Source organism: Zobellia russellii (genome assembly GCF_044597075.1).
GTDB lineage: Bacteria > Bacteroidota > Bacteroidia > Flavobacteriales > Flavobacteriaceae > Zobellia > Zobellia russellii.
The window spans coordinates 2,973,995-2,994,736 of record NZ_CP139000.1 but is presented as its reverse complement, the minus strand read 5'-3'; the positions used below and the strand labels follow the sequence as shown (position 1 = coordinate 2,994,736).

At 40.0% G+C, this 20,742-nt stretch carries 19 protein-coding genes; 10 read left to right on the top strand and 9 right to left on the bottom strand.

Annotation, left to right across the window (positions count from 1 at the left end):
* Nucleotides 1-83: 83 nt before the first annotated feature.
* Together glpK and SJY45_RS12135 are read left to right on the top strand one after the other, a co-directional pair.
* Complete coding sequence (gene glpK / locus SJY45_RS12140) at nt 84-1,565, top strand: glycerol kinase GlpK (protein WP_400070995.1); 1,482 nt, start codon at nt 84-86, stop codon at nt 1,563-1,565.
* A gap of 29 nt (nt 1,566-1,594) precedes the next feature.
* Entirely contained in the window at nt 1,595-3,262 is a 1,668-nt protein-coding gene (locus SJY45_RS12135; RefSeq protein WP_400070993.1) for a glycerol-3-phosphate dehydrogenase/oxidase, read from the top strand.
* Nucleotides 3,263-3,362: 100 nt separating this feature from the next.
* Here SJY45_RS12135 and SJY45_RS12130 read toward each other — a convergent pair whose 3' ends face one another.
* Entirely contained in the window at nt 3,363-4,358 is a 996-nt protein-coding gene (locus tag SJY45_RS12130; RefSeq protein WP_400070991.1) for an NAD(P)H-dependent glycerol-3-phosphate dehydrogenase, read from the bottom strand.
* A 174-nt stretch (nt 4,359-4,532) separates the two neighbouring features.
* Here SJY45_RS12130 and SJY45_RS12125 point away from each other — a divergent pair, with 174 nt between their 5' ends.
* Together SJY45_RS12125 and SJY45_RS12120 are read left to right on the top strand one after the other, a co-directional pair.
* On the top strand, nt 4,533-5,444 hold the full coding sequence (locus tag SJY45_RS12125) for a nicotinic acid mononucleotide adenyltransferase (protein ID WP_400070989.1): 912 nt from the start codon (nt 4,533-4,535) through the stop codon (nt 5,442-5,444).
* A 258-nt stretch (nt 5,445-5,702) separates the two neighbouring features.
* A complete protein-coding gene (locus SJY45_RS12120) occupies nt 5,703-7,286 on the top strand; it encodes a SulP family inorganic anion transporter (RefSeq protein ID WP_289037437.1) in 1,584 nt (527 codons plus the stop codon).
* Between the two features lie 27 nt (nt 7,287-7,313).
* Here the strand turns inward: SJY45_RS12120 and SJY45_RS12115 are convergent, their stop codons facing one another.
* From SJY45_RS12115 to SJY45_RS12100, 4 genes are all read right to left on the bottom strand, one after another.
* Nucleotides 7,314-8,429 (bottom strand): glycoside hydrolase family 105 protein, encoded by a 1,116-nt coding sequence (locus SJY45_RS12115; RefSeq protein WP_400070987.1) that lies wholly within the window; start codon nt 8,427-8,429, stop codon nt 7,314-7,316.
* Between the two features lie 106 nt (nt 8,430-8,535).
* Nucleotides 8,536-9,021 carry a cytochrome c family protein gene (locus SJY45_RS12110; RefSeq protein ID WP_215437278.1) on the bottom strand — a complete coding sequence of 162 codons (486 nt, stop codon included), beginning with the start codon at nt 9,019-9,021 and terminating at the stop codon, nt 8,536-8,538.
* 75 nt (nt 9,022-9,096) lie between these two features.
* Entirely contained in the window at nt 9,097-10,059 is a 963-nt protein-coding gene (locus tag SJY45_RS12105) for a YheT family hydrolase (protein WP_400070985.1), read from the bottom strand.
* Between the two features lie 47 nt (nt 10,060-10,106).
* Complete coding sequence (locus SJY45_RS12100) at nt 10,107-11,081, bottom strand: NAD(P)H-dependent flavin oxidoreductase (RefSeq protein WP_400070983.1); 975 nt, start codon at nt 11,079-11,081, stop codon at nt 10,107-10,109.
* A gap of 124 nt (nt 11,082-11,205) precedes the next feature.
* Here SJY45_RS12100 and SJY45_RS12095 point away from each other — a divergent pair, with 124 nt between their 5' ends.
* Nucleotides 11,206-11,682, top strand: a complete 477-nt coding sequence (locus SJY45_RS12095) for a thioesterase family protein (RefSeq protein ID WP_215437285.1) — start codon at nt 11,206-11,208, stop codon at nt 11,680-11,682.
* Here SJY45_RS12095 and SJY45_RS12090 read toward each other — a convergent pair.
* Together SJY45_RS12090 and SJY45_RS12085 are read right to left on the bottom strand one after the other, a co-directional pair.
* The gene (locus tag SJY45_RS12090) at nt 11,657-12,559 is read right to left on the bottom strand and encodes a DMT family transporter (protein ID WP_215437287.1); all 903 of its coding nucleotides are present in this window, start codon (nt 12,557-12,559) and stop codon (nt 11,657-11,659) included. The two genes, SJY45_RS12095 and SJY45_RS12090, sit on opposite strands and share 26 nt — an antisense overlap.
* On the bottom strand, nt 12,556-12,909 hold the full coding sequence (locus tag SJY45_RS12085) for an arsenate reductase family protein (RefSeq protein WP_400070981.1): 354 nt from the start codon (nt 12,907-12,909) through the stop codon (nt 12,556-12,558). The genes SJY45_RS12090 and SJY45_RS12085 overlap by 4 nt, the downstream gene beginning before the upstream one ends.
* An 86-nt stretch (nt 12,910-12,995) precedes the next feature.
* Between SJY45_RS12085 and SJY45_RS12080 the strand changes: the two genes are divergently transcribed.
* Nucleotides 12,996-13,457 carry a DinB family protein gene (locus SJY45_RS12080; protein ID WP_215913636.1) on the top strand — a complete coding sequence of 154 codons (462 nt, stop codon included), beginning with the start codon at nt 12,996-12,998 and terminating at the stop codon, nt 13,455-13,457.
* 3 nt (nt 13,458-13,460) lie between these two features.
* Here the strand turns inward: SJY45_RS12080 and SJY45_RS12075 are convergent, their stop codons facing one another.
* Nucleotides 13,461-14,201 (bottom strand): DUF3298 and DUF4163 domain-containing protein, encoded by a 741-nt coding sequence (locus tag SJY45_RS12075; protein WP_215913637.1) that lies wholly within the window; start codon nt 14,199-14,201, stop codon nt 13,461-13,463.
* A gap of 86 nt (nt 14,202-14,287) precedes the next feature.
* On the opposite strand from SJY45_RS12075, the gene SJY45_RS12070 reads away from it, so the two are divergent.
* From SJY45_RS12070 to SJY45_RS12055, 4 genes are all read left to right on the top strand, one after another.
* Nucleotides 14,288-15,442 carry a cystathionine gamma-synthase gene (locus tag SJY45_RS12070; protein WP_400070978.1) on the top strand — a complete coding sequence of 385 codons (1,155 nt, stop codon included), beginning with the start codon at nt 14,288-14,290 and terminating at the stop codon, nt 15,440-15,442.
* 89 nt (nt 15,443-15,531) lie between these two features.
* The gene (gene gdhA, locus SJY45_RS12065) at nt 15,532-16,875 is read left to right on the top strand and encodes an NADP-specific glutamate dehydrogenase (protein ID WP_400070976.1); all 1,344 of its coding nucleotides are present in this window, start codon (nt 15,532-15,534) and stop codon (nt 16,873-16,875) included.
* Nucleotides 16,876-17,003: 128 nt separating this feature from the next.
* The gene (recO, locus tag SJY45_RS12060) at nt 17,004-17,723 is read left to right on the top strand and encodes a DNA repair protein RecO (protein WP_400070974.1); all 720 of its coding nucleotides are present in this window, start codon (nt 17,004-17,006) and stop codon (nt 17,721-17,723) included.
* A gap of 1 nt (nt 17,724) precedes the next feature.
* Nucleotides 17,725-20,136 carry a TonB-dependent receptor domain-containing protein gene (locus tag SJY45_RS12055; protein WP_400070973.1) on the top strand — a complete coding sequence of 804 codons (2,412 nt, stop codon included), beginning with the start codon at nt 17,725-17,727 and terminating at the stop codon, nt 20,134-20,136.
* An 80-nt stretch (nt 20,137-20,216) separates the two neighbouring features.
* Here SJY45_RS12055 and SJY45_RS12050 read toward each other — a convergent pair whose 3' ends face one another.
* Nucleotides 20,217-20,657, bottom strand: coding sequence for a hypothetical protein (locus tag SJY45_RS12050; RefSeq protein WP_400070971.1), 441 nt, complete (start codon nt 20,655-20,657; stop codon nt 20,217-20,219).
* Nucleotides 20,658-20,742: the final 85 nt, after the last annotated feature.

Sequence of the window (20,742 nt, the reverse complement as noted above, 5' to 3'; positions counted from 1 at the left end):
TATAGAATATTGCGTATATTTATTTACATTTGCTGTGCTACTCTATGCTACTTTGTGTAGTTTCGGCCTTAAACTTTTTTCATATGAAATATATAATATCGTTAGACCAGGGCACTACCAGTTCGCGTGCATTACTTGTGGACCAAGAGGGTCAAATCCAAGGAATGGTTCAAAAGGAATTTAAGCAGATTTTCCCAAAATCAGGATGGGTAGAACATGACCCTAAAGAGATTTTAGAGACTCAGATGGGGGTTTTGGCAGACTTGCTGAAGAAAGAAAAGGTAGATGTTAAGGATATTGAAGCAATTGGTATTACCAACCAAAGGGAAACTACAATGGTTTGGGACAAAACCACAGGAGAGCCTGTCTACAATGCCATTGTTTGGCAAGATAAGCGCACGGCGGATATTTGTGAGCATTTAAAAAAGAGTGGCTTAACGGAGCATGTACGGCAAACGACCGGCCTTGTTATTGATTCTTATTTTTCAGGTACCAAGGTAAAATGGATATTGGATAATGTTGAAGGTGCTAGAGCGAAGGCTGAAAACGGCGATTTGCTTATGGGTACTGTAGATACATGGTTGGTGTGGAACATGACTGGCGGAGCAAACCATGTAACGGACTATACCAATGCATCTAGAACCATGATTTATGATATCGTGAATTTAAAATGGGACGATAAGATGTTAAAAGCATTGGGTATCCCTAAATTAATGCTACCTGAGGTAAAGCCATCTGCCTATCATTTTGGGGATTATGAGATAGACGGAAAGAAAATACCAATTGCCGGTATTGCGGGAGATCAACAGGCAGCACTTTTTGGACAAGCATGTTTTAATAAGGGTACGGCAAAGAACACCTACGGGACAGGTTGTTTTATGCTGATGAATACGGGTGAAACGCCACAATTTTCTAAAAACGGACTGCTTACTACCATTGCATATGGGTTAGACGGAAAAGTGAACTACGCACTAGAAGGCAGTATTTTTATTGCGGGTGCGGCGATCCAATGGCTTCGTGACGGGCTGGAGTTGATAAAAGACGCTAAGGAAACCGAGGCGTTGGCAGATTCAGTTGAAGGAGAAAACCCAGTATATGTGGTGCCTGCTTTTGCAGGTTTGGGCGCTCCGTATTGGGATATGTATGCCAGAGGCGCAGTTTTTGGATTGACCAGAGATACAGGTAAAGCCCATTTGGCCAAGGCTACGTTGGAATCATTGGCATATCAGACCAAAGATATTCTTAAGGCAATGGAAGATGATTCAGGAATTCAATTAAAAAACCTTCGGGTAGATGGCGGTGCATGTGCCAATAATCACTTAATGCAATTTCAGGCGGATATTTTGGATTCGGAGGTTCACCGGCCTGAAGTAATAGAATCTACGGCTATGGGGGCTGCGTTCTTGGCAGGTATTCAAGTGGGTCTGTGGAAACAGGAAGATGTTGATCAAAATAGGCCTATGAACAGAATCTTTAAGCCTACCTTTGACCGTGTTAAACGGAAACGCCTGTACAAAAAATGGAAACAAGCCGTTGAGCGCACCAAAGGGTGGGATGACAAATAAACGATAGTTACAACTGTACAAAAAAAGCTATGAAAAATATAAGGTTCTCTAATTTAGATAGAGCAAAAACAATACAGGAGTTAACCAATGACACCTATGACCTGGTGGTTATTGGTGGAGGTATTACAGGTGGTGGAATTGCACTGGATGCAGCTTCAAGAGGTTTAAAAGTTGCTTTGGTAGAAAAGGGCGATTTTGCATCGGGAACCAGTAGTAAATCTACCAAGTTAATTCACGGTGGATTACGGTATTTGAAACAATTTGACTTTTGGTTGGTAAAGGAAGTAGGGTCGGAGCGAGCTATCGTTCACAAACTGGCGCCGCATTTAGTACTACCGGAAAAAATGTTATTGCCACTTATTGAAAACGGTTCGTACGGCAAATGGCTTACCTCTATTGGATTAAAAGTCTATGACATTTTAGCTCAGGTTACCGGCGAGGACAAACGTAAGATGCTAGAGAAGAAAGAGGCAATGAAACTAGAGCCTTTACTTCCAAAGAAAATAGTAAAGGGTGCAGGGTATTATGCGGAGTACCGTACGGATGATGCGCGTTTGACCATTGAGAATATTAAATCCAGTTTATTGTTCGGGGCCCAAGCCTTAAACTATGCATCTGTAGAAGACTTTGTTTATGTTGATGATAAAGTGGCCGGTGTTAAAGTAAAAGATGGTGTTAGCGGCGCAACCTTCAGTATCAAGTCTAAATATGTAATCAGCGCAGCTGGCCCATGGGTAGATGAGCTTAGAGGTACCAATAATTCTAAAAAGGGAAAACAGTTGCACCTAACCAAAGGTGTGCACCTTGTATTTCCAAAGGAGAAATTACCAATAAAACAATCGGTATATTTTGATGTTCCAGATGGTAGGATGATGTTCGCTATTCCGCGCGGAAAAATTACCTACGTAGGTACTACGGATACTAATTTTAACAAAGACAAGGATAACGTACGTACAGATTTGGCAGATGCTATTTATCTCATATCTGCGGTAAACAATATGTTCCCGAGCATAAACTTGGAAATGGAAGATATCATTTCTTCATGGGCAGGTTTACGACCGTTAATTCATGAAGAAGGAAAATCGGCTTCGGAATTATCCAGAAAAGATGAGATTTTTACTTCGGATACGGGTCTTATCAGTATTGCAGGTGGAAAACTTACCGGGTACCGTAAAATGGCCGAGCGTGTCGTGGATCGTATTGCCAAGAAGATGGAAGAGGAAGATGGTACGGAGTTAAAGGAATGTTTTACCGAGAAGATTTTCCTGTGCGGTAATGTTGATTTCAAAAAATTCAAACATGTAGAGAAATACATTGATGAAGTTTACGGCAGAATCAAACCTGATGGTTTCTCAAAGCATGATGCATGGTTCTTGGTAACCAACTACGGAAAACAGACAGAAATGATTCTGGAGAATTATGCTGGCGTAAAGGGTACCGACATATACGTACGCATGGCCAAGGCCGAGCTTCGTTTTGGTATTGATTATGAAATGGTACAAAACCCAATGGATTTCTTCATTAGAAGAACCGGCAGGTTGTATTTTGATATTGAAAGCGTTCGAACTCTAATGGAACCTATTTTGGAAGAATTTAAATCTATTTACGCTGTAGATGACAATCAGATTTCTGAGTGGAGAGAAATTCTACTAAAAGAACTGGATGATCATTCTAATTTTACATTAGATAGAGTGTAGAACCATACAGTAAGAAGTTAATCAAGTTAAGTTGAGTAAAAGGCCGGTTCCGTTTTCCAAAGAAACGAGCCGGCCTTTTCATATACCAAATGGTTTTTTATCAATCTAACTTGTCCGTCAGGGTATTAAATACTTTTTTAGCGCTTTTGTTTTCATAAAGTACAGCATAAACGGCATCTATTATAGGCACTTTTACTTTCTTCTTAAACTTGGATTTTATCTCGTAAGCGCTCTTAGCGGCATAGTACCCTTCGGCTACCATACGCATTTCCATTTGTGCACTTTTAACGGTATAGCCCTTTCCTATCATATTCCCGAACATACGGTTACGGCTAAAAGTAGAATATCCGGTAACCAATAAATCGCCTAAATAGGCAGACTCGTTAATATTACGGTCTATTTTATGAATACGTTTCGTGTAACGTTTCATTTCACGAATAGCATTGCTCATAAGCACACTCTGAAAATTATCTCCATAGCCTAAACCGTGTGCAATACCGGCTGCAATTGCATAAATATTCTTGAGCATGGCCGCATACTCCGTTCCAATTATGTCATTGGTAACTTTGGTCTTAATGTAATGACTGCTCAGGTTTTGGGCTATGTATTGTGCTTTCTCGGTATCGGCACAAGCAATGGTCAAATAAGATAAGCGTTCTAGGGCCACCTCTTCGGCATGACATGGACCGGTAATAACCCCAATATTTTCAAAAGGAATATCATATTTCTCATGAAAATGATTGCCAACTATTAACCCGGATTCGGGAACAATACCCTTTATAGCAGAAAAAACAATTTTATCTTTTAATGAGGTGTTTATTTTTTTAAGCTCTCCTTCAACAAAGGCAGAAGGTATGGCAAATATTAAAATATCGGAATTGTCAACCGCTTTATTGATATCGTCAGTAAGTTCTAACTGATTGGTGTCAAAAGTAACCGAGGTTAAATAGTTAGGGTTGTGCTTTTGAATATTGATAAAACCTACGGCATCCGAATTGCGCATGTACCAACCTACCTTTTTTTGGTTTACACAGAGCATCTTAACAATGGCCGTAGCCCAACTTCCACCGCCTAACACTGTAAATTTTTGATTCATCGTTCTATATTATATGGCTTAGTTCCTGTTAAATGGTTGGTTACAAGTATTGGTTTTTTCTCTTGTACAAAGCTAGGGAAATTAAAAATTGAAACCTTAAGTACTGATTAATAGACTGTTAACAATAATGGCACGGTGCTTGTTTTGTATAGAGGGAATAGTAATACCAAGATTATGAAGACAAAACTACTTTTAACATCCATTTTTACGGCTTTTTTAATGACTTCGTGTTATACCGAAGTTATTGTAGAAGATGAATTTATAGAAGAACCGGTTTATAACACAGATCAAGTATTACAATCATATGACTTGTGGTACGTAGATATAAACGCTACAAGAGGAAATGGCGAAGTTCCTTTTTTACAACGTGCTTTTACCGTTTCTTTTGATAGAGGTACAATGTATGCCAACAATAATATAGTAGGCATTGGTAGAACCGGCAATGGTTTAGGAATAGACGTAGGTTATTACAGCACTATTCGTGGAGCGGTAGAAATTGATCATGATGTAGATGGCCCGTGGCTTTTAGATGTTTTTGCCGTAAACGGGAGTACTATAGAGCTCTATGACGGGCGTTCGGATACATCTTATTATTTAAAGGGATACCAAGTTGGTAATTTTGATTATGATATGTTGTTTTACGAGAATATCAACTATTTTTTACAAGAGTACCATGCTTGGGAAAAAACATATACAAGTCTTGAAGGAGCATTAAATGAGTTCGATAATGAGAACTTTTTGCAATTCAATCCTACCTTTTTTAGGTCGTCTGTAGACCCGGTTGGAACACCCTTGGTAAACCTTCAATGGGATTTAGAGGGAGATTACTCGGTGTATGACATAGAACACGATGAAACGCTTAAAACTTTAACACTGGCTTACCGTTCATCGAGCAATGATTACTTTGAATTGTACGTTATTAATGAGAGTACAATTGAACTTTATCACCCTAGTAGTAAAACAGTATATGAGTTTAGGGGAAAAGGATATCAAGAGTACTTAAAAGCCGGAAAAGGCGCAGTAGAAAAAAAGAGAAAAAAGACTTCTAATCCCATAATGAAGGTGAAAAGAAGTAGAGATATATAAACGTTTTTTGGTTGGTTATTTAGTTAGAAATCGCCCTGGGCTGCAATGCTTGGGGCGGTTTTTTTGTATGAAGTACCTTCGTTAAGGTGTTATAAGTTAATTTTTGCATGCCGTACACGCATATAAAATAGTTTCTGTACACCTAGGCAGCTAGGTCTCTGAGGTGTTGGTTAAACGGTCCTAGAAGCATTTGGTGTCATAAGTCTATGGCTTATAGGGTATTTTGATGTATTTTTGCCCGCTTAAAATCCCAATGTCGTGAAGAAGTATTTGAATTTGTTCGATTTTAAACAAAAGGTAGATTACAAAACCGAGATTCTTTCCGGTCTTACCGTTGCCCTGGCCTTGGTTCCTGAAGCTATTGCATTTGCCCTTATTCCGGGTTTTTCTCCCCTCACAGGATTATATGCGGCGTTTATTCTTTGTTTGGTAACCTCTATTTTTGGAGGTAGGCCTGGCATGATTTCCGGTGCTACAGGGGCAGTTGCCGTTATTTTTGTGGGATTGATTCTAGAATTAAAACGCAATTTTCCGGGAATTGAACCGGAAACCATATTGAATTACGTCTTTGCCACCGTAATTATTGCTGGTGTGCTACAGATTTTGGCCGGTGTGCTAAGATTGGGTAAATTCATCCGTTTGGTACCACACCCGGTAATGTTCGGTTTTGTAAACGGATTGGCCATAATTATTTTTATGGCGCAGTTTCCTAATTTCTATCAGAAGGGAACGGGAGAATTGTTATCCGGTTCGCCTATGTACATAATGCTGGGGCTTACTTTGCTCACTATGTTGATTATTTGGGGCTTTCCTAAATTAACAAAGGCTATTCCTTCTTCATTATTGGCCATTGTTGTGGTTTCCGCCATAGTTATTGGATTTGGGGTAGATACGTTAACCGTTGCAGATACTATGGGGCCGGGAGAATCCATCAAAGGTGGTTTTCCACCATTATCCATTCCACAATTGCCAATGACGTTACAGACGCTTGGGATTATCTTTCCTTATGCCGCTATTGTTGCGGGTGTAGGGCTCATAGAAAGTTTGTTGACCTTGAACATTATAGACGAGATTACGGATACCCGTGGTAGCGGCAATAAAGAATGTGTAGCTCAAGGTACTGCCAATATCCTATCCGGATTTTTATCTGGAATGGGCGGTTGTGCTATGATCGGACAAAGTTTGATCAATACCTCTTCAGGAGCACGGGCAAGATTATCCGGTATTACTGCGGCTGTTATGCTTTTGGTGTTCATTATGTTCGGTTCTGGTCTTATTGAGCAATTGCCTATGGCCGCTCTGGTTGGGTTAATGTTTATGGTAGCCATTGGAACATTTGAATGGGCCAGCTTCAAGACTTTTGGTAAAATGCCAAAATCCGATGTAATTGTTATGGTTTTGGTGACCTTGATTACCGCTATAACCCACAATTTGGCTGTTGCGGTATTGTTAGGTGTTATAATTTCTGCATTGGCTTATTCTTGGGAAAATGCGAAACGAATTCGAGCAAGGAAATATATTGATGATAATGGTGTAAAGCATTACGAAATATACGGACCGTTATTTTTTGGTTCTACCACACTGTTTGCAGAGAAGTTTGATATTCAGAACGATCCCAATGAGGTTATCATTGACTTTAAAGAGAGCCGTGTTGCCGATATGTCCGGTATAGAAGCCCTAAATAAAATTACGGAGCGCTATGCCAAAGCCGGTAAAAAAATTCACTTGCGACACTTAAGTAAGGACAGCTTTGGCCTCTTAAAGAATGCTAAGGACATTATAGATGTTAATGTGCTTGAAGACCCTACGTACAAGATAGCGGTAGACAAGACAAAGGCTTAGTATATTTTTGGCATGGTAAACTTGCTTTTACTCGCCACCATAAAGCTTATAGACTTCCGATCCGGCACTTAAAAATGCCCCGGTTCCGTAAACTTCGGTTTTATCGGGCCAGGCCTTTCCGGGTGCTGCTCCAATAGGTTGTACGTAACCTAACATGCCGTCTTTTGTTATATGACTTACCATGGCGTTCCAGCCTTTTTTAACTGCCGGTTCATAGGTTTCTTTGTCCAGAATACCATTGTTAATGCCCCACGCAAGACCGTATACGTAAAAAGATGAACCACTGGTTTCTGGGGTAGGATAGAATTCTTGGCCCAGAAGACTCATGGCCCAATGGCCTTTGGGTGTCTGGATGGTAATAAGTTTTTCGGCCATTTTTTTATAGATGTTCAAGAAATACATGTATTCTTCACTGTTTGGCTCAAGTTCGTTCATGATATTGACAAGTCCGGCAAATACCCAGCCATTTCCCCTGGACCAAAATACCTTAGTGCCGTTATCCAACTTATCAAAATACCTTTCGTCACGATAATATAGGTTCTCTTCTTTGTCAAACAGAAAATCAGTTGAAGCCTTAAATTCTGCCATCATGAAATCCAGATATTTTTTCTCGCCTGTAATTTTATACAATTTGGCCCAGACCGGGGGAGACATAAAAAGGGCATCGCACCAATTCCAGCGGTCTTGATGATACGGAGTACCCCAGTTTAGGGCACTTTTGGAAGGATGGAACATTAAGAAGTTAAATTGCTCTTTGGTGGGAGCAATCATTTTTTCGTCTTTGTATTTTCTAAATAAATCTATATACATCTGGCCAACAGCATGGTCATCTGCATGGTATTTTCTTTTGTATAGTTGCCATTCGTTCGTTTCACCAATATTCTTTAACCAAGAATAATAGCGGTCATCCTCTGCCATCGCTGCCCATTTTACCATACCTACGTAAAGTGCTGCATTGGTCCAATCTAAAGGGTGGTGGGGTTTTTTGTGTCCACTGTACAACCCTTCAAAATTGGCAATTTGCCAATCGGCAACGCGCTGCATATTTTCCTTTACTTTCTTTGGCTTTATTTTTTGAGCGGTTATCGTGTTCGTGCACGAAAAAATAGTGATGACGATAAGAAAATGACGTAACGTTTTCAATGTAAAGTGTTTTTAAGTTGATTGAGAGCTACTAATATATTCAAAAAAAATATGCCGTTACCCTAAAATATTAGGATAACGGCATAGGAACATAAAATTTTTGCTCTTAAAGTGTACGCAGGTATTCTGCAACCGCTCTTGTGTCTTCTTCAGAAAGATTCTGATTTAGCATAATAGCGTTGTTATATTCTTTAAGAAGGGCTTGTGCAATTGGATCCTCTTTCAACATTTTATCTGGGTTCGCAATCATGTTCATAACCCATGATGGACTTCTTCTTTCATAGACACCTTTTAATGCAGGGCCAATTAAACGTTTGTCTACCATGTGACAGGCCGTACATACCGCTTTGAACTTTGCCTCACCGGCCGCAGCCATTTCAGCATCAATATCAGCATCAAAAGAAATATCCTTGTATGGGCCTACTCCTTGGTTATCCATATCAACAGGAACGCCTTCAGACTTGGCTTCTACTGCTTTAGTTTCTGTTTTGGTTCTGTTCATTTCAAAACCACCCTTTTTTTCTTCCTTTTTCTCTTCGCCACAGCTGGCAAGCAGGGCACCAAGTGCCAATACGCTTAATAATTTTTTCATCTTGTGCTTTATTTCAATATTCGAGCCGAGTTAAGGGCTTTTTGTTCGCGATGCTAATATAACGATTCACTAAAATTAAACCATGTCTTGCACAAATTTAATTGCTGTTTTTTCTGAGTAATAGATGTTTGATGGCGCTACAAACCCCACGTGACCGCCAAAATTGGGTGTCTTTAAATAAAGGTTTGGATTGTTTTCTGCTTCGGTGTACGGGTAGCATTCATCGCCTAAAAAAGAATCGTTTTTAGCATTGATGATCAAAGCGGGAATTTTAATATGGGGCAAAAATTGCCTACAACTACATTTTGTGTAATAGTCAATGGCATTTTTAAAACCATGAGCCCGGCTGGTGTAGATATCATCAAAATCTTTTAGGGTTTTAATAGCGCGCACATCTTTTTTTGAAATTTTATGGGGAAACAAATCTACTTTGTGCCATAATTTTTCAACCAAGTGTTTTTTAAAACGCTTGGAGTAGAGGTAGTTTTTCGTGGACATGAGTTCTTTTAAGGAACTATGAAGGTTGCAGGGCACGGAAACACCTATTACCGCCTTTATTTCCTTTGGGAGCGTACGGTCCTCACCGGCATATTTCATAGCCATGTTTCCACCTAAACTTACCCCTTTTATATAGATATGATCATACTTTTGTTTCTTCAGAATATATTGAACAACGGCATCTAAATCTTCGGTAGCGCCGGAATGGTAGGAACGAAAAAGGCGATTGGTCTCACCACTACAACCCCTAAAATTAACGGCGCAAGCATCAATGCCCACCGTATTAAATGTTTTTGCACTTCCCGTAATGTACGGCCGTTGCGCGTTGCCTTCCAAGCCATGTAAAAGTATTACCACCTTCTCCGAAGGAGTTTTGGAGTAACTCCAGTCTACATCAATAAAATCGCCATCCGCAAGTTCTAAACGTTCCCGCTGCTGTTCCAATCCTTCTATTCGTCTAAACAAACCCGAATAGACGGTAGATAGATGTCCATTCTTAAAAAGTAAAGTGGGATTATAATCGGAGTGGAGTAGCGGCATTTAACTATTCATTTTTATTTCGACACAAATTTCCCCAATCAACTTTCTTACTTTGGATACTTTTCCAAAATCATAATCTGCTGCTGTATGGCCGATTTAAATTCGGTTTTTAGATCAGCAATTAATTCGGCTACGGGAAGCACATTCTCAATTGAAGCAGATCCCTGACCTGCAGACCAAATGGTTTTCCATGCTTTTGCCTCGGTATTGAGCTCTTTTCCAAAATCTATTTTTGTGTCTTTTTTCAGGTCTTCCTCGGTTATGCCAGCAGCTTTTAGACTTGCTCCCAAGAAATTGGCATGCACGCCCGAAATGGATGCAGTATATACCACATCGTTTGCACCTGAATCAATAATCATTTTTTTGTATTCCGGTGTGGCTTTGCTTTCTTCGGTATTGATAAAGCGTGTGCCCATATAGGCCAAATCTGCCCCCATTTGTAATGCAGAAGCAATATCGCGCCCTGTACTGATGCATCCGGAAAGAATTATGGTCTTGTGGAAGAACTTCTTTATTTCCGCTACCAAAGTCATAGGGTTTACCGTACCTGCATGGCCTCCGGCTCCAGCGGCAACAAGTATCAATCCGTCTACTCCAGCTTCTTGGGCCTTTTCGGCATGACGTTTTTTTATGATATCGTGAAAGACGAGTCCGCCATAACTGTGAATGGCATCTACAACCATAGACACGGCCCCTAAAGAGGTAATTACAATAGGCACTTTGTGTTTTATGCAGAGCTTAACATCTGCTTCAAGTCTTGGGTTGGTAGGGTGAACTATAAGGTTTACGCCAAAAGGTGCGGGTTTTTTACCGGTCTCTTTTTCAAAGGCGTCCAATTCTGTTTTGATTTCTATGAGCCATTCTTCAAAACCTTCACTTGTACGTTGGTTCAATGCCGGAAAAGTTCCAACAATACCGTTTTTACAACATTCAATAACCAGCTTGGGGCCAGATATTAAAAACATAGGGGCAGCAATGGCAGGTAATGCCAATTCGTTTATAAAAGAAGGTTTTGCGCTCATATCATTGGTTTTAGAAAGAATTGAAATTAGCTAAAAAAAATTAAGGATATATATTCCTCTGTTTTTCAAAACTATGGTATTTTTGTTATTCTTATGCATGCATAATAAAATAATTCGTAAAAATATGTACCTAAAAGACTTTGAAATACGCTGGAGCGATGTTGATGCAAACCGCCATTTGGCCAATTCTGCCTATTTGAATTTTATGAGTCACGTTCGAATGACTTATTTAACCGAAATTGGTTTTGGTCATAAGGCATTGCTGGAAAAAGAGATAGGACCGGTGGTTTTTTATGAGCATATGTATTATTTTAAAGAGGCCTTTCCCGGTAGGCCCGTAAAGGTTTCTATGGAAATTATGGGGATGAGCGAAGACGGACAGTTTTTTGAATTCCATCATAATTTCTATGATTATAAAGGTCGAAATTTTGCGCATTGCGAGATGATGGGTGCTTGGATGGATTTAAAGACCAGAAAACTCACTGGTTTACCAAACGATCTCATGCAAAAATTTAGTGATGTTGAAAAGGGCGAAGGCTTTAGAATCCTTACCAAAGAAGATACTAGAAAGTTCGCTAGGGCTCCAAAGGATCTGGTTTAGGCTTTTTGCTTGCTAAATATACTCCCAAAAACACTAGGCAACCGGCTATTATCTTAAGTGTAGTAAGTTTGTCCTGACCCGTGGCAACCGCAAAGAGAATGCCTATTAAGGGCTGAATATAAACGAACGCACTTAATGTAGAAGCTTTAAGTTGGGTTAATGCGAATATGTTGAACAGGTACGTGCAAAATGTAGTTCCCAGGACAACAAAAGCAATTTTCCATAGGGCCTCAAACGGCAGATTGGGCCAGTCTATGTCTATAAGCTCCTGGTAGCCAAAAGGGAGACATATGAATATACCAAGCGTAAATAACCATTTCATAAAGGTAAACGGATGGTATTTTGCTATCAGGGTTTTTGCTCCAATAAGGTAAGACCCATAAAATACCGAGTTCATAAAAATCAGAAAATTCCCTAACGGTATGTTAGGTGCATCCTGTCTAACTTCGCTACCAAAGAAAATAAGGCCCAAGGCACCTAAAAGACCAATAAGAATGCCCACCATTTTTTTGGGAATGATTTTTTCTTTGATTAGAACAGCGGAGAGCAATACCACAATAATTGGTGTGGTGGTTATTAAAACAGCACTGTTAATAGGTGTGGACAAGTCCAGTCCTTTAAAAAAAACGAGCATGTTAAAGCCCATACCCAAGAGTGCACAAATGAACATTCTAGGGTAGTCTTTTTTTTCTATTTTCTCCTTTGGACCAAAAACGGAAACACTCCAGAATAGTATTGAGGCTCCTATAACACGCAACATAATAAACCCAAAAGGTTGTACGTGGTTGGGCATTACACCTTTGGCAATGGTATGGTTTAAGGCATAGATAATTGTTGCACCAATTGCGGCTAATATGGCAAGGGTACGTTTGCTCACTGGTGAAGGGCTTTTTTTGCCGCTTCCACTACTTTTTTGCTGTTGCCCACAAAGATTTGATCATCAATTAGAATTATAGGTCGCTTGAGGAACGTATAGTGCTCTAGAATCAAACCTTTCAATTCATTTTCCGAAGGCTGTTTTTCATGTAGCCCCATTTGTCTGTAAAGACGGGCTCTTTTACTGAAAAGCGCCTCGTAGCTTCCGGCAAGTTTTTGCATCTCTTCTACTTGCTCGGCGGTCATGGCTTCCGTTTTAATGTCCTGAAGTACAACCCCGTCTAGAGGTTCCAATTCCTTAAGGATGCGTTTGCAGGTATCACAGGTGCTGAGGTAGTAAATCTTTTTCATCTTTCTTAACATAAAATCACTTTGCAAAGAAACCCAATTCAGTTCAATTGTACTATTTTTAACGTCCACTTTAAAATAAGAATGCTTTGGAAAAACTCTTTAATGTTATTTTACAGAATAGAAAACGCTTGTATACTATATTGACCGAAACCCCAAGGGAACAATTGCTGGAAATTCCAGAGGGTTTTAATAACAATATCTGGTGGAATATTGCGCATACCGTGATTACTACCCAAGTTTTAGTGTATAAATTCAGTAATCTTCAAATGCGGGTTTCGGATGAACTTGTTCAAAAGTTCATGAAAGGAACAAAACCAGATGGAACGGCAACTGAGGAGGAAATAATGATAATTGGAGATTTTCTAATATCTACCTTGGAATGGATTATAGAGGATTATGAAGCAGGTCTTTTTCAGGAGTATAATGAGTATACTACCAGTGCAGGAGTAACATTGGCATCTGCTGAAGATGCGCTAACCTTTAACCTGTATCATGAAGGATTGCATATGGGAGCCATTATTGCCCTGCTTAAAGTAGTAGGAAAATAAGGATTAGGACTTGCTTTTGGCCAAGTAGGGCTTCGCGTCCGCAAATGATAGGGTCAGAACGATCGGACCATCTGCATATGAGGCAACCTCATAAGGGTTGTAAAGTAGCTTTATACCCTCCTCGGTAAATCCAATATTTTCGGGGAGGTAAAACATATCTCTTTCAAACATAAAGCCTGTGCTGTTAATAGGGCCATCTAGAGGTATGTGTTCCTGGTTCCTGAATTTTTCCTCGGCAAATTTTTCAAAATCCTCACGGTCTTTAAAAATCTCCCAATTTTCAAGCTCTTTCCCTTTGTTTTTATCAAAATTCAGAAAATGTTGTGAGCTATAACCATGAGCTCCCCCGGTAAAAATATAAGAGTTGAGTTCAACGGTCAGAAAATCGGCGTCTTCATATGAAACGCTACCTTCTATTTTTGCTTCCCAACTTGTAGCTTCTTCCGGATACAGTTTTTTAAGTTCCCAGTACCCGTTACTAAAGGACTCTACGGCATCTTTAATGGTGGTGGCCTCTAATTCGTCATCATAGTTTAGGGTTTCTATGATTTCTTCATTAATAGCGTTGTTAATGTTGGTAGCTATTTTGGAGTTTTCGATTGCTTTGGGAATGTTGATTTCCACACTCGGACATTCGGAACAACGTGTCTCATCAAGTTTTAAGGTTTCAAACGTTAGTTTGTTCTCATTTTGACATCCAACAAGGGCTAAAAATAAAATGATATAGGTAACTTGGGTTCTCATAAAGGAATTTCATTGGGGTAAGCGGAAAAAATCTGGATTATCCTACATCAAAGATAACGATACATTTGAACCAATAATTATAAAAAATGGGTGAAAAAACGTTAAAATTCAATAGTAAAACAATTCATGGAGGGCAAGAGCCAGATGCGGCTTACGGTGCGGTCATGCCTCCTATATATCAGACCTCTACTTATGCGCAGACCACCCCTGGTGGGCATAAGGGGTATGAGTACTCTAGAAGTGCAAATCCAACACGTACCGCTTTGGAAAATTCGTTGGCCAGTATTGAGAACGGAACATACGGCTTGGCCTTTGCCAGTGGCCTTGCCGCTATGGATGCGGTCATTAAACTGCTTAGTCCCGGTGATGAGGTGGTTTCAACCAACGATTTGTATGGCGGTAGTTACCGATTGTTCAAAAAGGTTTTTGAGAAGTATGGAATCAAATTCAATTTTGTGGGTATGCAAGATACCAACGCTATTGAGTCGGCAATTACTAGTAACACCAAACTTATTTGGGTAGAGACCCCTACGAACCCGATGATGAATATTATTGACATTAAAGGAGTGAGTCTATTGGCTAAAAAGCATGGTGTTCTTTTAGCCGTAGACAATACGTTTGCCACTCCCTACCTCCAAACACCTTTGGATTTAGGGGCGGATATTGTAATGCACTCTGCAACTAAATACTTGGGTGGTCATAGTGATGTGGTTGCCGGTGCTTTGGTCGTCAAGGATAAAAAAATAGCAGATGAACTTTATTTTATTCAAAATGCAAGCGGTGCTGTTTGTGGTCCTATGGATAGTTTTTTGGTGTTAAGGGGAATAAAGACCTTGCATGTGCGTATGCAACGGCATTGCGAGAACGGTGCTGCCATTGCCAATTATCTGGCTGGCCATTCAAAAATAGAGAAAGTGTACTGGCCTGGTTTTGATAGCCACCCCAACCATGAAATCGCTAAGAGCCAAATGACCGGTTTTGGGGGTATGATTTCTTTTGTTACCAAGGGTAGTAATTATGAAGATGCTATTAAGATCGTGGAAAAGTTGAAGGTGTTTACACTGGCGGAATCCCTAGGAGGTGTAGAGAGCCTAGCGGGGCATCCGGCTAGTATGACACATGCCAGTATTCCAAAAGAGGAACGAGAAAAAAGTGGAGTGGTAGATGCTTTGATCAGGTTAAGCGTAGGGATTGAAGATATAGATGATTTGATAGCCGACTTGGAACAGGCGATAAGCTAGTTTTTAGTGTATTTTTAAAAAAAGGGTGGGTTAGTTATATAAATAACATAATTTTGCCGTTATAATCAAAATTCAACAAAATACTCGTTATGGACGCAAAGATTAAAGACTTCATGGATGAGGTCAAAACAAGAAACGGGCATGAACCCGAGTTCATTCAAGCGGTGCAGGAAGTTGCCGAAACGGTAATTCCATATATCGCCAAACATAAAATATATAACGGCAAAAATATTTTACTTCGCATGGTGGAGCCCGAGAGGTTGGTCTCGTTTAGAGTGGCTTGGGTAGATGATGAAGGAGAGATTCACGTTAACAGAGGGTACCGAATTCAAATGAATTCGGCTATTGGGCCATATAAAGGAGGCTTACGGTTTCATCCATCGGTTAATGCAAGTATCCTTAAATTTCTTGCTTTTGAACAGGTTTTCAAAAATAGTTTGACCACCTTACCTATGGGCGGTGGAAAAGGTGGGTCCGATTTTGACCCAAAAGGGAAGTCAGATGATGAGGTAATGCGTTTTTGTCATGCCTTTATGTTGGAACTTTGTCGCCATATAGGCCCAAATACAGATGTGCCTGCCGGTGATATTGGTGTGGGCGCCCGCGAAATTGGCTTCTTGTTTGGTATGTACAAGAAAATAAGGAACGAGTTTACGGGAGTACTAACAGGAAAAGGTCTTTCTTGGGGTGGTTCAAAAATTCGTCCGGAAGCAACAGGATACGGAACGGTATATTTTGCGCAGAGTATGCTTAAAACCAAGAACGAGAGTTTTGAGGGTAAAACCGTGGTTATTTCAGGCTCCGGTAATGTGGCACAATACGCTGCGGAAAAGGTACTTCAGTTAGGAGGCAAAATAGTTACGTTGTCCGATTCTGGTGGATATATTTATGACGCAGAAGGAATTGATGCAGGGAAACTTGCCTTTGTCATGGAGCTAAAGAACGAAAAGCGAGGTAGAATTTCGGAATATACTGAAAAGTATAAAAGTGCCGAATACCATAAAGGAAAGACACCATGGGACGTAAAATGTGATATAGCCCTACCATGTGCCACTCAAAACGAACTATTGGCTGCAGATGCCAAGACGTTGATAGATAACGGTTGTATGTGTGTTGCCGAAGGAGCCAATATGCCTTGCGATACGGATGCTGTACATACGTTTCATGATGCCAAAATTCTTTTTGCTCCAGGTAAAGCCTCCAATGCTGGTGGTGTTGCTACATCAGGACTTGAAATGTCTCAAAATTCATTACGTATAAGCTGGACAAGGGAGGAAGTAGACGAAAGGCTTAAGGATATTATGGAAGATATTCATGATTCCTGTATTGAGTACGGAAAAGAAGAAGACGGCTATTGCAACTACGTAAAAGGAGCTAATATTGCCGGTTTTGTTAAAGTGGCCGATGCTATGTTGGCACAAGGTGTGATTTAGAGAATAGTATCATATAAATAAGAAAAGACCTGTAATTCTAAAGTTACAGGTCTTTTTATTTTTGCCCTTCAGCCTAATTCTAACATCATATTTTTTAAAGTTATCTTTGTGCAAAGCCATCCATGTAAATGCAGGTAACTACCAAAGCCATAGTTCTTACATCCATTAAATATGGAGATACCAGTTTAATTGTAAAGGCATTTACGGAATCTGGGGGTGTTAAATCCTATCTCCTCAGGGGAGTTTTGGCCTCTAAGAAAGGAAAATTAAAAACGGCTTATTTTCAACCTTTAACGCAATTGGAGATAGTGGCCAGCCATAAGAATAAAGGGGCTTTAGAGAGTATTCGCGAAGCAAAGGTCAATTATCCGTACCAGACCTTACATTCCGATATTTCAAAAAACGCCATGACTTTATTTCTGGCCGAAATGTTGGCGAACAGCATTCATGAAGAGGAGGCCAATGATGCACTTTTTGAATTTATAGAGGCTTCATTGCAGTGGCTGGACAACCAGAGCGGAATTTCCAATTTTCATATTTATTTTTTAATTCGGTTAACACGCTATTTGGGCTTTCACCCGGATACGAACGAGATAGAATTAAGCTATTTTGACTTACTGGAAGGCGAGTTTACGGATACGCCTTCATTGAATCCTATTTTAAACGGAGATAATCTTACCTATTTTAAAACCTTCTTGGGCATAAATTTTGATGAGATACATCATATCAAAATGAATAAAAGCAACCGTCAAGAACTTTTGCAATCGTTAGTGCTGTTCTATGAGTTGCATTTACAGGGGTTTAGGAAACCAAAATCCCTTGCCATCCTTAACGAAGTATTTAACTAGTATGAACAAAGTTCTGTTTTTACTTATTTTTTTGTGTATCCAAACCGTACTTGCGCAACAGGTTACAGTTTTGGATGTAGATACGCGAGAGCCCATAGTAAATGTGGCCATTTACAATTATGACCACTCTAAAACGACACTTACGGATTTTGATGGTAAGGTGGATCTATCCGTTTTTAAGGCTGAAGAACGTATTACTTTTCGCCATCTTAGTTATCAAATAAGAAAGAGCACAAGAGCCCAGATTAGCCGACACGGAGGGTATTTGTTTTTGGAGATGAAGGCCGAAGAGCTTGATGAGGTGGTCATGTCCGTTTCTAAATGGGAGCAGCAAAAAAAGGATATTCCCAACAAAATAGCCATTATAGATGCTAAGGAAATCGCTTTTACAAGTCCACAAACTTCAGCGGACTTGTTGCAGAATAGCGGTAAGGTATTCGTTCAGAAAAGTCAGCTGGGTGGCGGTAGTCCCATGATCAGGGGGTTTGCAACCAACCGTTTGCTCTTGTCCGTAGACGGGGTGCGTATGAACAATGCCATTTTTAGGGGAGGTAACCTTCAGAATGTTATTTCTATAGATCCCTATTCAGTAAAAAATACAGAAATCATTTTTGGTCCTGGTTCCGTTATTTATGGTAGTGATGCTATTGGAGGGGTTATGAATTTTTATACTAAAAAAGGGGAGTTCTCAAATTCGGATAGTCTTTCGTTTTCGGGAAATGCCAGTTATCGCTTCGCTTCGGCCAACCTGGAAAATACGTTTCATGTAGATGTTAATCTGGGGAAAAAGAAATGGGCCTTTTTAACAAGTGCTTCTTATAACAGTTTTGATGATTTAAAAATGGGTTCCCATGGTCCAGATTCTTACCTGAGAAAAGAATACGTGACTACCATAAACGGAGCTGATGTGCTTATGTCTAACAAAACTGTAAAGGAACAGAGCCCAACGGGCTATAATCAGTTTAGCCTAATGCAGAAAATAGCCTATAAACCAAGTCATACGTGGCAATATGATTTAGGTTTGCATTATTCGGAGACTTCGGATTACGCCAGATACGATCGTCTGATCCGGCCCAATAGCGCGGGAGACGGACTTCGTTCTGCGGAATGGTATTATGGTCCTCAAAAATGGTTCATGGGCAACTTGCAGATGAACAAAAGAGGAAAAGGTATTTTTTACGATGGATTAAAGATTACCACGGCCTATCAGCATTTTGAGGAAAGTAGAAATGATAGGGGTTTTCAGGATGTTATACGCTATAGTACGGAAGAAAAAGTAGATGTCCTTTCCACTAATATCGACTTTGAAAATAAAAAAATTGGTAACCTCCGCTTGTACTATGGAGGTGAATATATATTTAATAAGATAGGTTCCTTGGGTAGTCAAGAAAATATAGAGACCAATGAAATTTTGGCATCTGCATCAAGATATCCAGATGGTTCAACTTGGGAAACCTTAGCAGGTTATGTTCATGGGGAATACAAGGCCAAGCCCAATTTTACGGTACTGTCCGGTTTGCGTTACAGTCATGTGTGGATTGATGCCGTATTTGACAAGACCTATTATCCATTTCCTTTTGATGATGCCAATCTTAATAATGGGGCGCTTACGGGTAGTTTGGGTTTTAGTTGGTTTCCTAAGGCAGATTTGCAGGTCACTTTTAATGGTTCTAGCGGTTTTAGGGCACCTAATATAGATGATGTGGGTAAAATTTTTGATTCGGAACCGGGAGCGGTGGTCGTTCCCAATCCGGACTTGGAGCCTGAGTATGCTTATAATGTAGAGCTGGGTGTGCAGAAGAATTTTAATGATAAAGTAGTATTTAAAAGCACTGCGTTTTATACCTATTTGGTAGATGCTTTGGTACGCCGTGATTACCTTTTCAATGGAGAAGAAGAAATTATATACAATGGTGAGATGAGTAGTGTGCAGGCTATACAGAATGCAGCTAAGGCCTTTGTCTACGGTTTTGAGTTTGGTGTAGAAGCCTTTCTTACGGATAATATTTCCGTGGTGTCCAATTTAACCATTACCGAGGGTGTTGAAGAAGAGGATGATGGTACAGAATCTCCCGGTAGGCACGTTTCTCCCACCTTTGGAGATTTACATTTGATTTATAAAAACCAAAGACTAAAGACGGATTTGTTCATGAATTATAATGGCGAGATTCCTTTTTATGATTTGGCCGCTTCCGAGCGCAGTAAAGCGTATATCTATGCTTCCGACTCGGAAGGAAATCCGTATTCTCCTTCTTGGTATACTTTAAATTTTCGTTCGCAATATAAAATTTCAAGCGCTTTTGAAGTTTCCTTGAATCTTGAAAACTTTACGGATCAACGTTACCGTTCCTATTCTTCGGGAATATCCGCACCGGGCATCAATTTAATTATGGGCTTGGCGTACCAGCTTTAGTTTCTCTCTGAAGGATTAAAATGAAAAATCCCGGCCATTGGCCGGGATCTCTCTGTTGTAAGAAATAATAAACTTGTAAACTAGTTTACAGCAGCTTTAGCTTTGTCAACTGCACTGTTAGCGGCACCTTTAGCATCGTCACCAGCTTTGTTGGCAGCATCTTTTGCTTTATCTGCAGCTTCACCGGCTTTAGCTTTAACATCGCTAGCAGCTTCGTTAGCTTTAGCCTTAATATCATCGCCAGCTTCTTCAGCTTTAGCTTTTAAATCGTTAGCGGCATCTTCGGCACCAGCTTTGATTTCTTCACCAGCTTCTTCAGCTTTTTCCATAGCTTCGTTACCGGCTTCTTTAGCTTTATCCATGGCATCAGATCCCATTTCTTTAGCGTCTTCACCAGCCTGCTCCATAGCAGCACCAGCTTCGTCCGTAGCACTCTTTGCTTTATCCGCAGCTTCTCTACAAGAAACAAAAGAGATACTCAAGGCAAGCATTAAAACGGAACCTAAAATTACTTTTTTCATGATTTTGTGTTTAAAGTTTTGTTTAATTGTTTTTGTGATATACGTATGAAACGGCTTTTTGGACGCTATATTTTAACATTTTCTT

Bases quoted from the DNA above. Each gene is read 5' to 3' on its own strand.
- SJY45_RS12050 (WP_400070971.1), bottom strand. From the start codon at position 20,657: ATGAAAAAAGTAATTTTAGGTTCCGTTTTAATGCTTGCCTTGAGTATC.
- recO (WP_400070974.1), top strand. From the start codon at position 17,004: ATGCAGGTAACTACCAAAGCCATAGTTCTTACATCCATTAAATATGGA.
- SJY45_RS12100 (WP_400070983.1), bottom strand. From the start codon at position 11,081: ATGAGCGCAAAACCTTCTTTTATAAACGAATTGGCATTACCTGCCATT.
- SJY45_RS12105 (WP_400070985.1), bottom strand. From the start codon at position 10,059: ATGCCGCTACTCCACTCCGATTATAATCCCACTTTACTTTTTAAGAAT.
- SJY45_RS12095 (WP_215437285.1), top strand. From the start codon at position 11,206: ATGTACCTAAAAGACTTTGAAATACGCTGGAGCGATGTTGATGCAAAC.
- SJY45_RS12130 (WP_400070991.1), bottom strand. From the start codon at position 4,358: ATGAATCAAAAATTTACAGTGTTAGGCGGTGGAAGTTGGGCTACGGCC.
- gdhA (WP_400070976.1), top strand. From the start codon at position 15,532: ATGGACGCAAAGATTAAAGACTTCATGGATGAGGTCAAAACAAGAAAC.
- SJY45_RS12135 (WP_400070993.1), top strand. From the start codon at position 1,595: ATGAAAAATATAAGGTTCTCTAATTTAGATAGAGCAAAAACAATACAG.
- SJY45_RS12110 (WP_215437278.1), bottom strand. From the start codon at position 9,021: ATGAAAAAATTATTAAGCGTATTGGCACTTGGTGCCCTGCTTGCCAGC.
- SJY45_RS12085 (WP_400070981.1), bottom strand. From the start codon at position 12,909: ATGAAAAAGATTTACTACCTCAGCACCTGTGATACCTGCAAACGCATC.
- SJY45_RS12070 (WP_400070978.1), top strand. From the start codon at position 14,288: ATGGGTGAAAAAACGTTAAAATTCAATAGTAAAACAATTCATGGAGGG.
- SJY45_RS12075 (WP_215913637.1), bottom strand. From the start codon at position 14,201: ATGAGAACCCAAGTTACCTATATCATTTTATTTTTAGCCCTTGTTGGA.
- glpK (WP_400070995.1), top strand. From the start codon at position 84: ATGAAATATATAATATCGTTAGACCAGGGCACTACCAGTTCGCGTGCA.
- SJY45_RS12055 (WP_400070973.1), top strand. From the start codon at position 17,725: ATGAACAAAGTTCTGTTTTTACTTATTTTTTTGTGTATCCAAACCGTA.
- SJY45_RS12125 (WP_400070989.1), top strand. From the start codon at position 4,533: ATGAAGACAAAACTACTTTTAACATCCATTTTTACGGCTTTTTTAATG.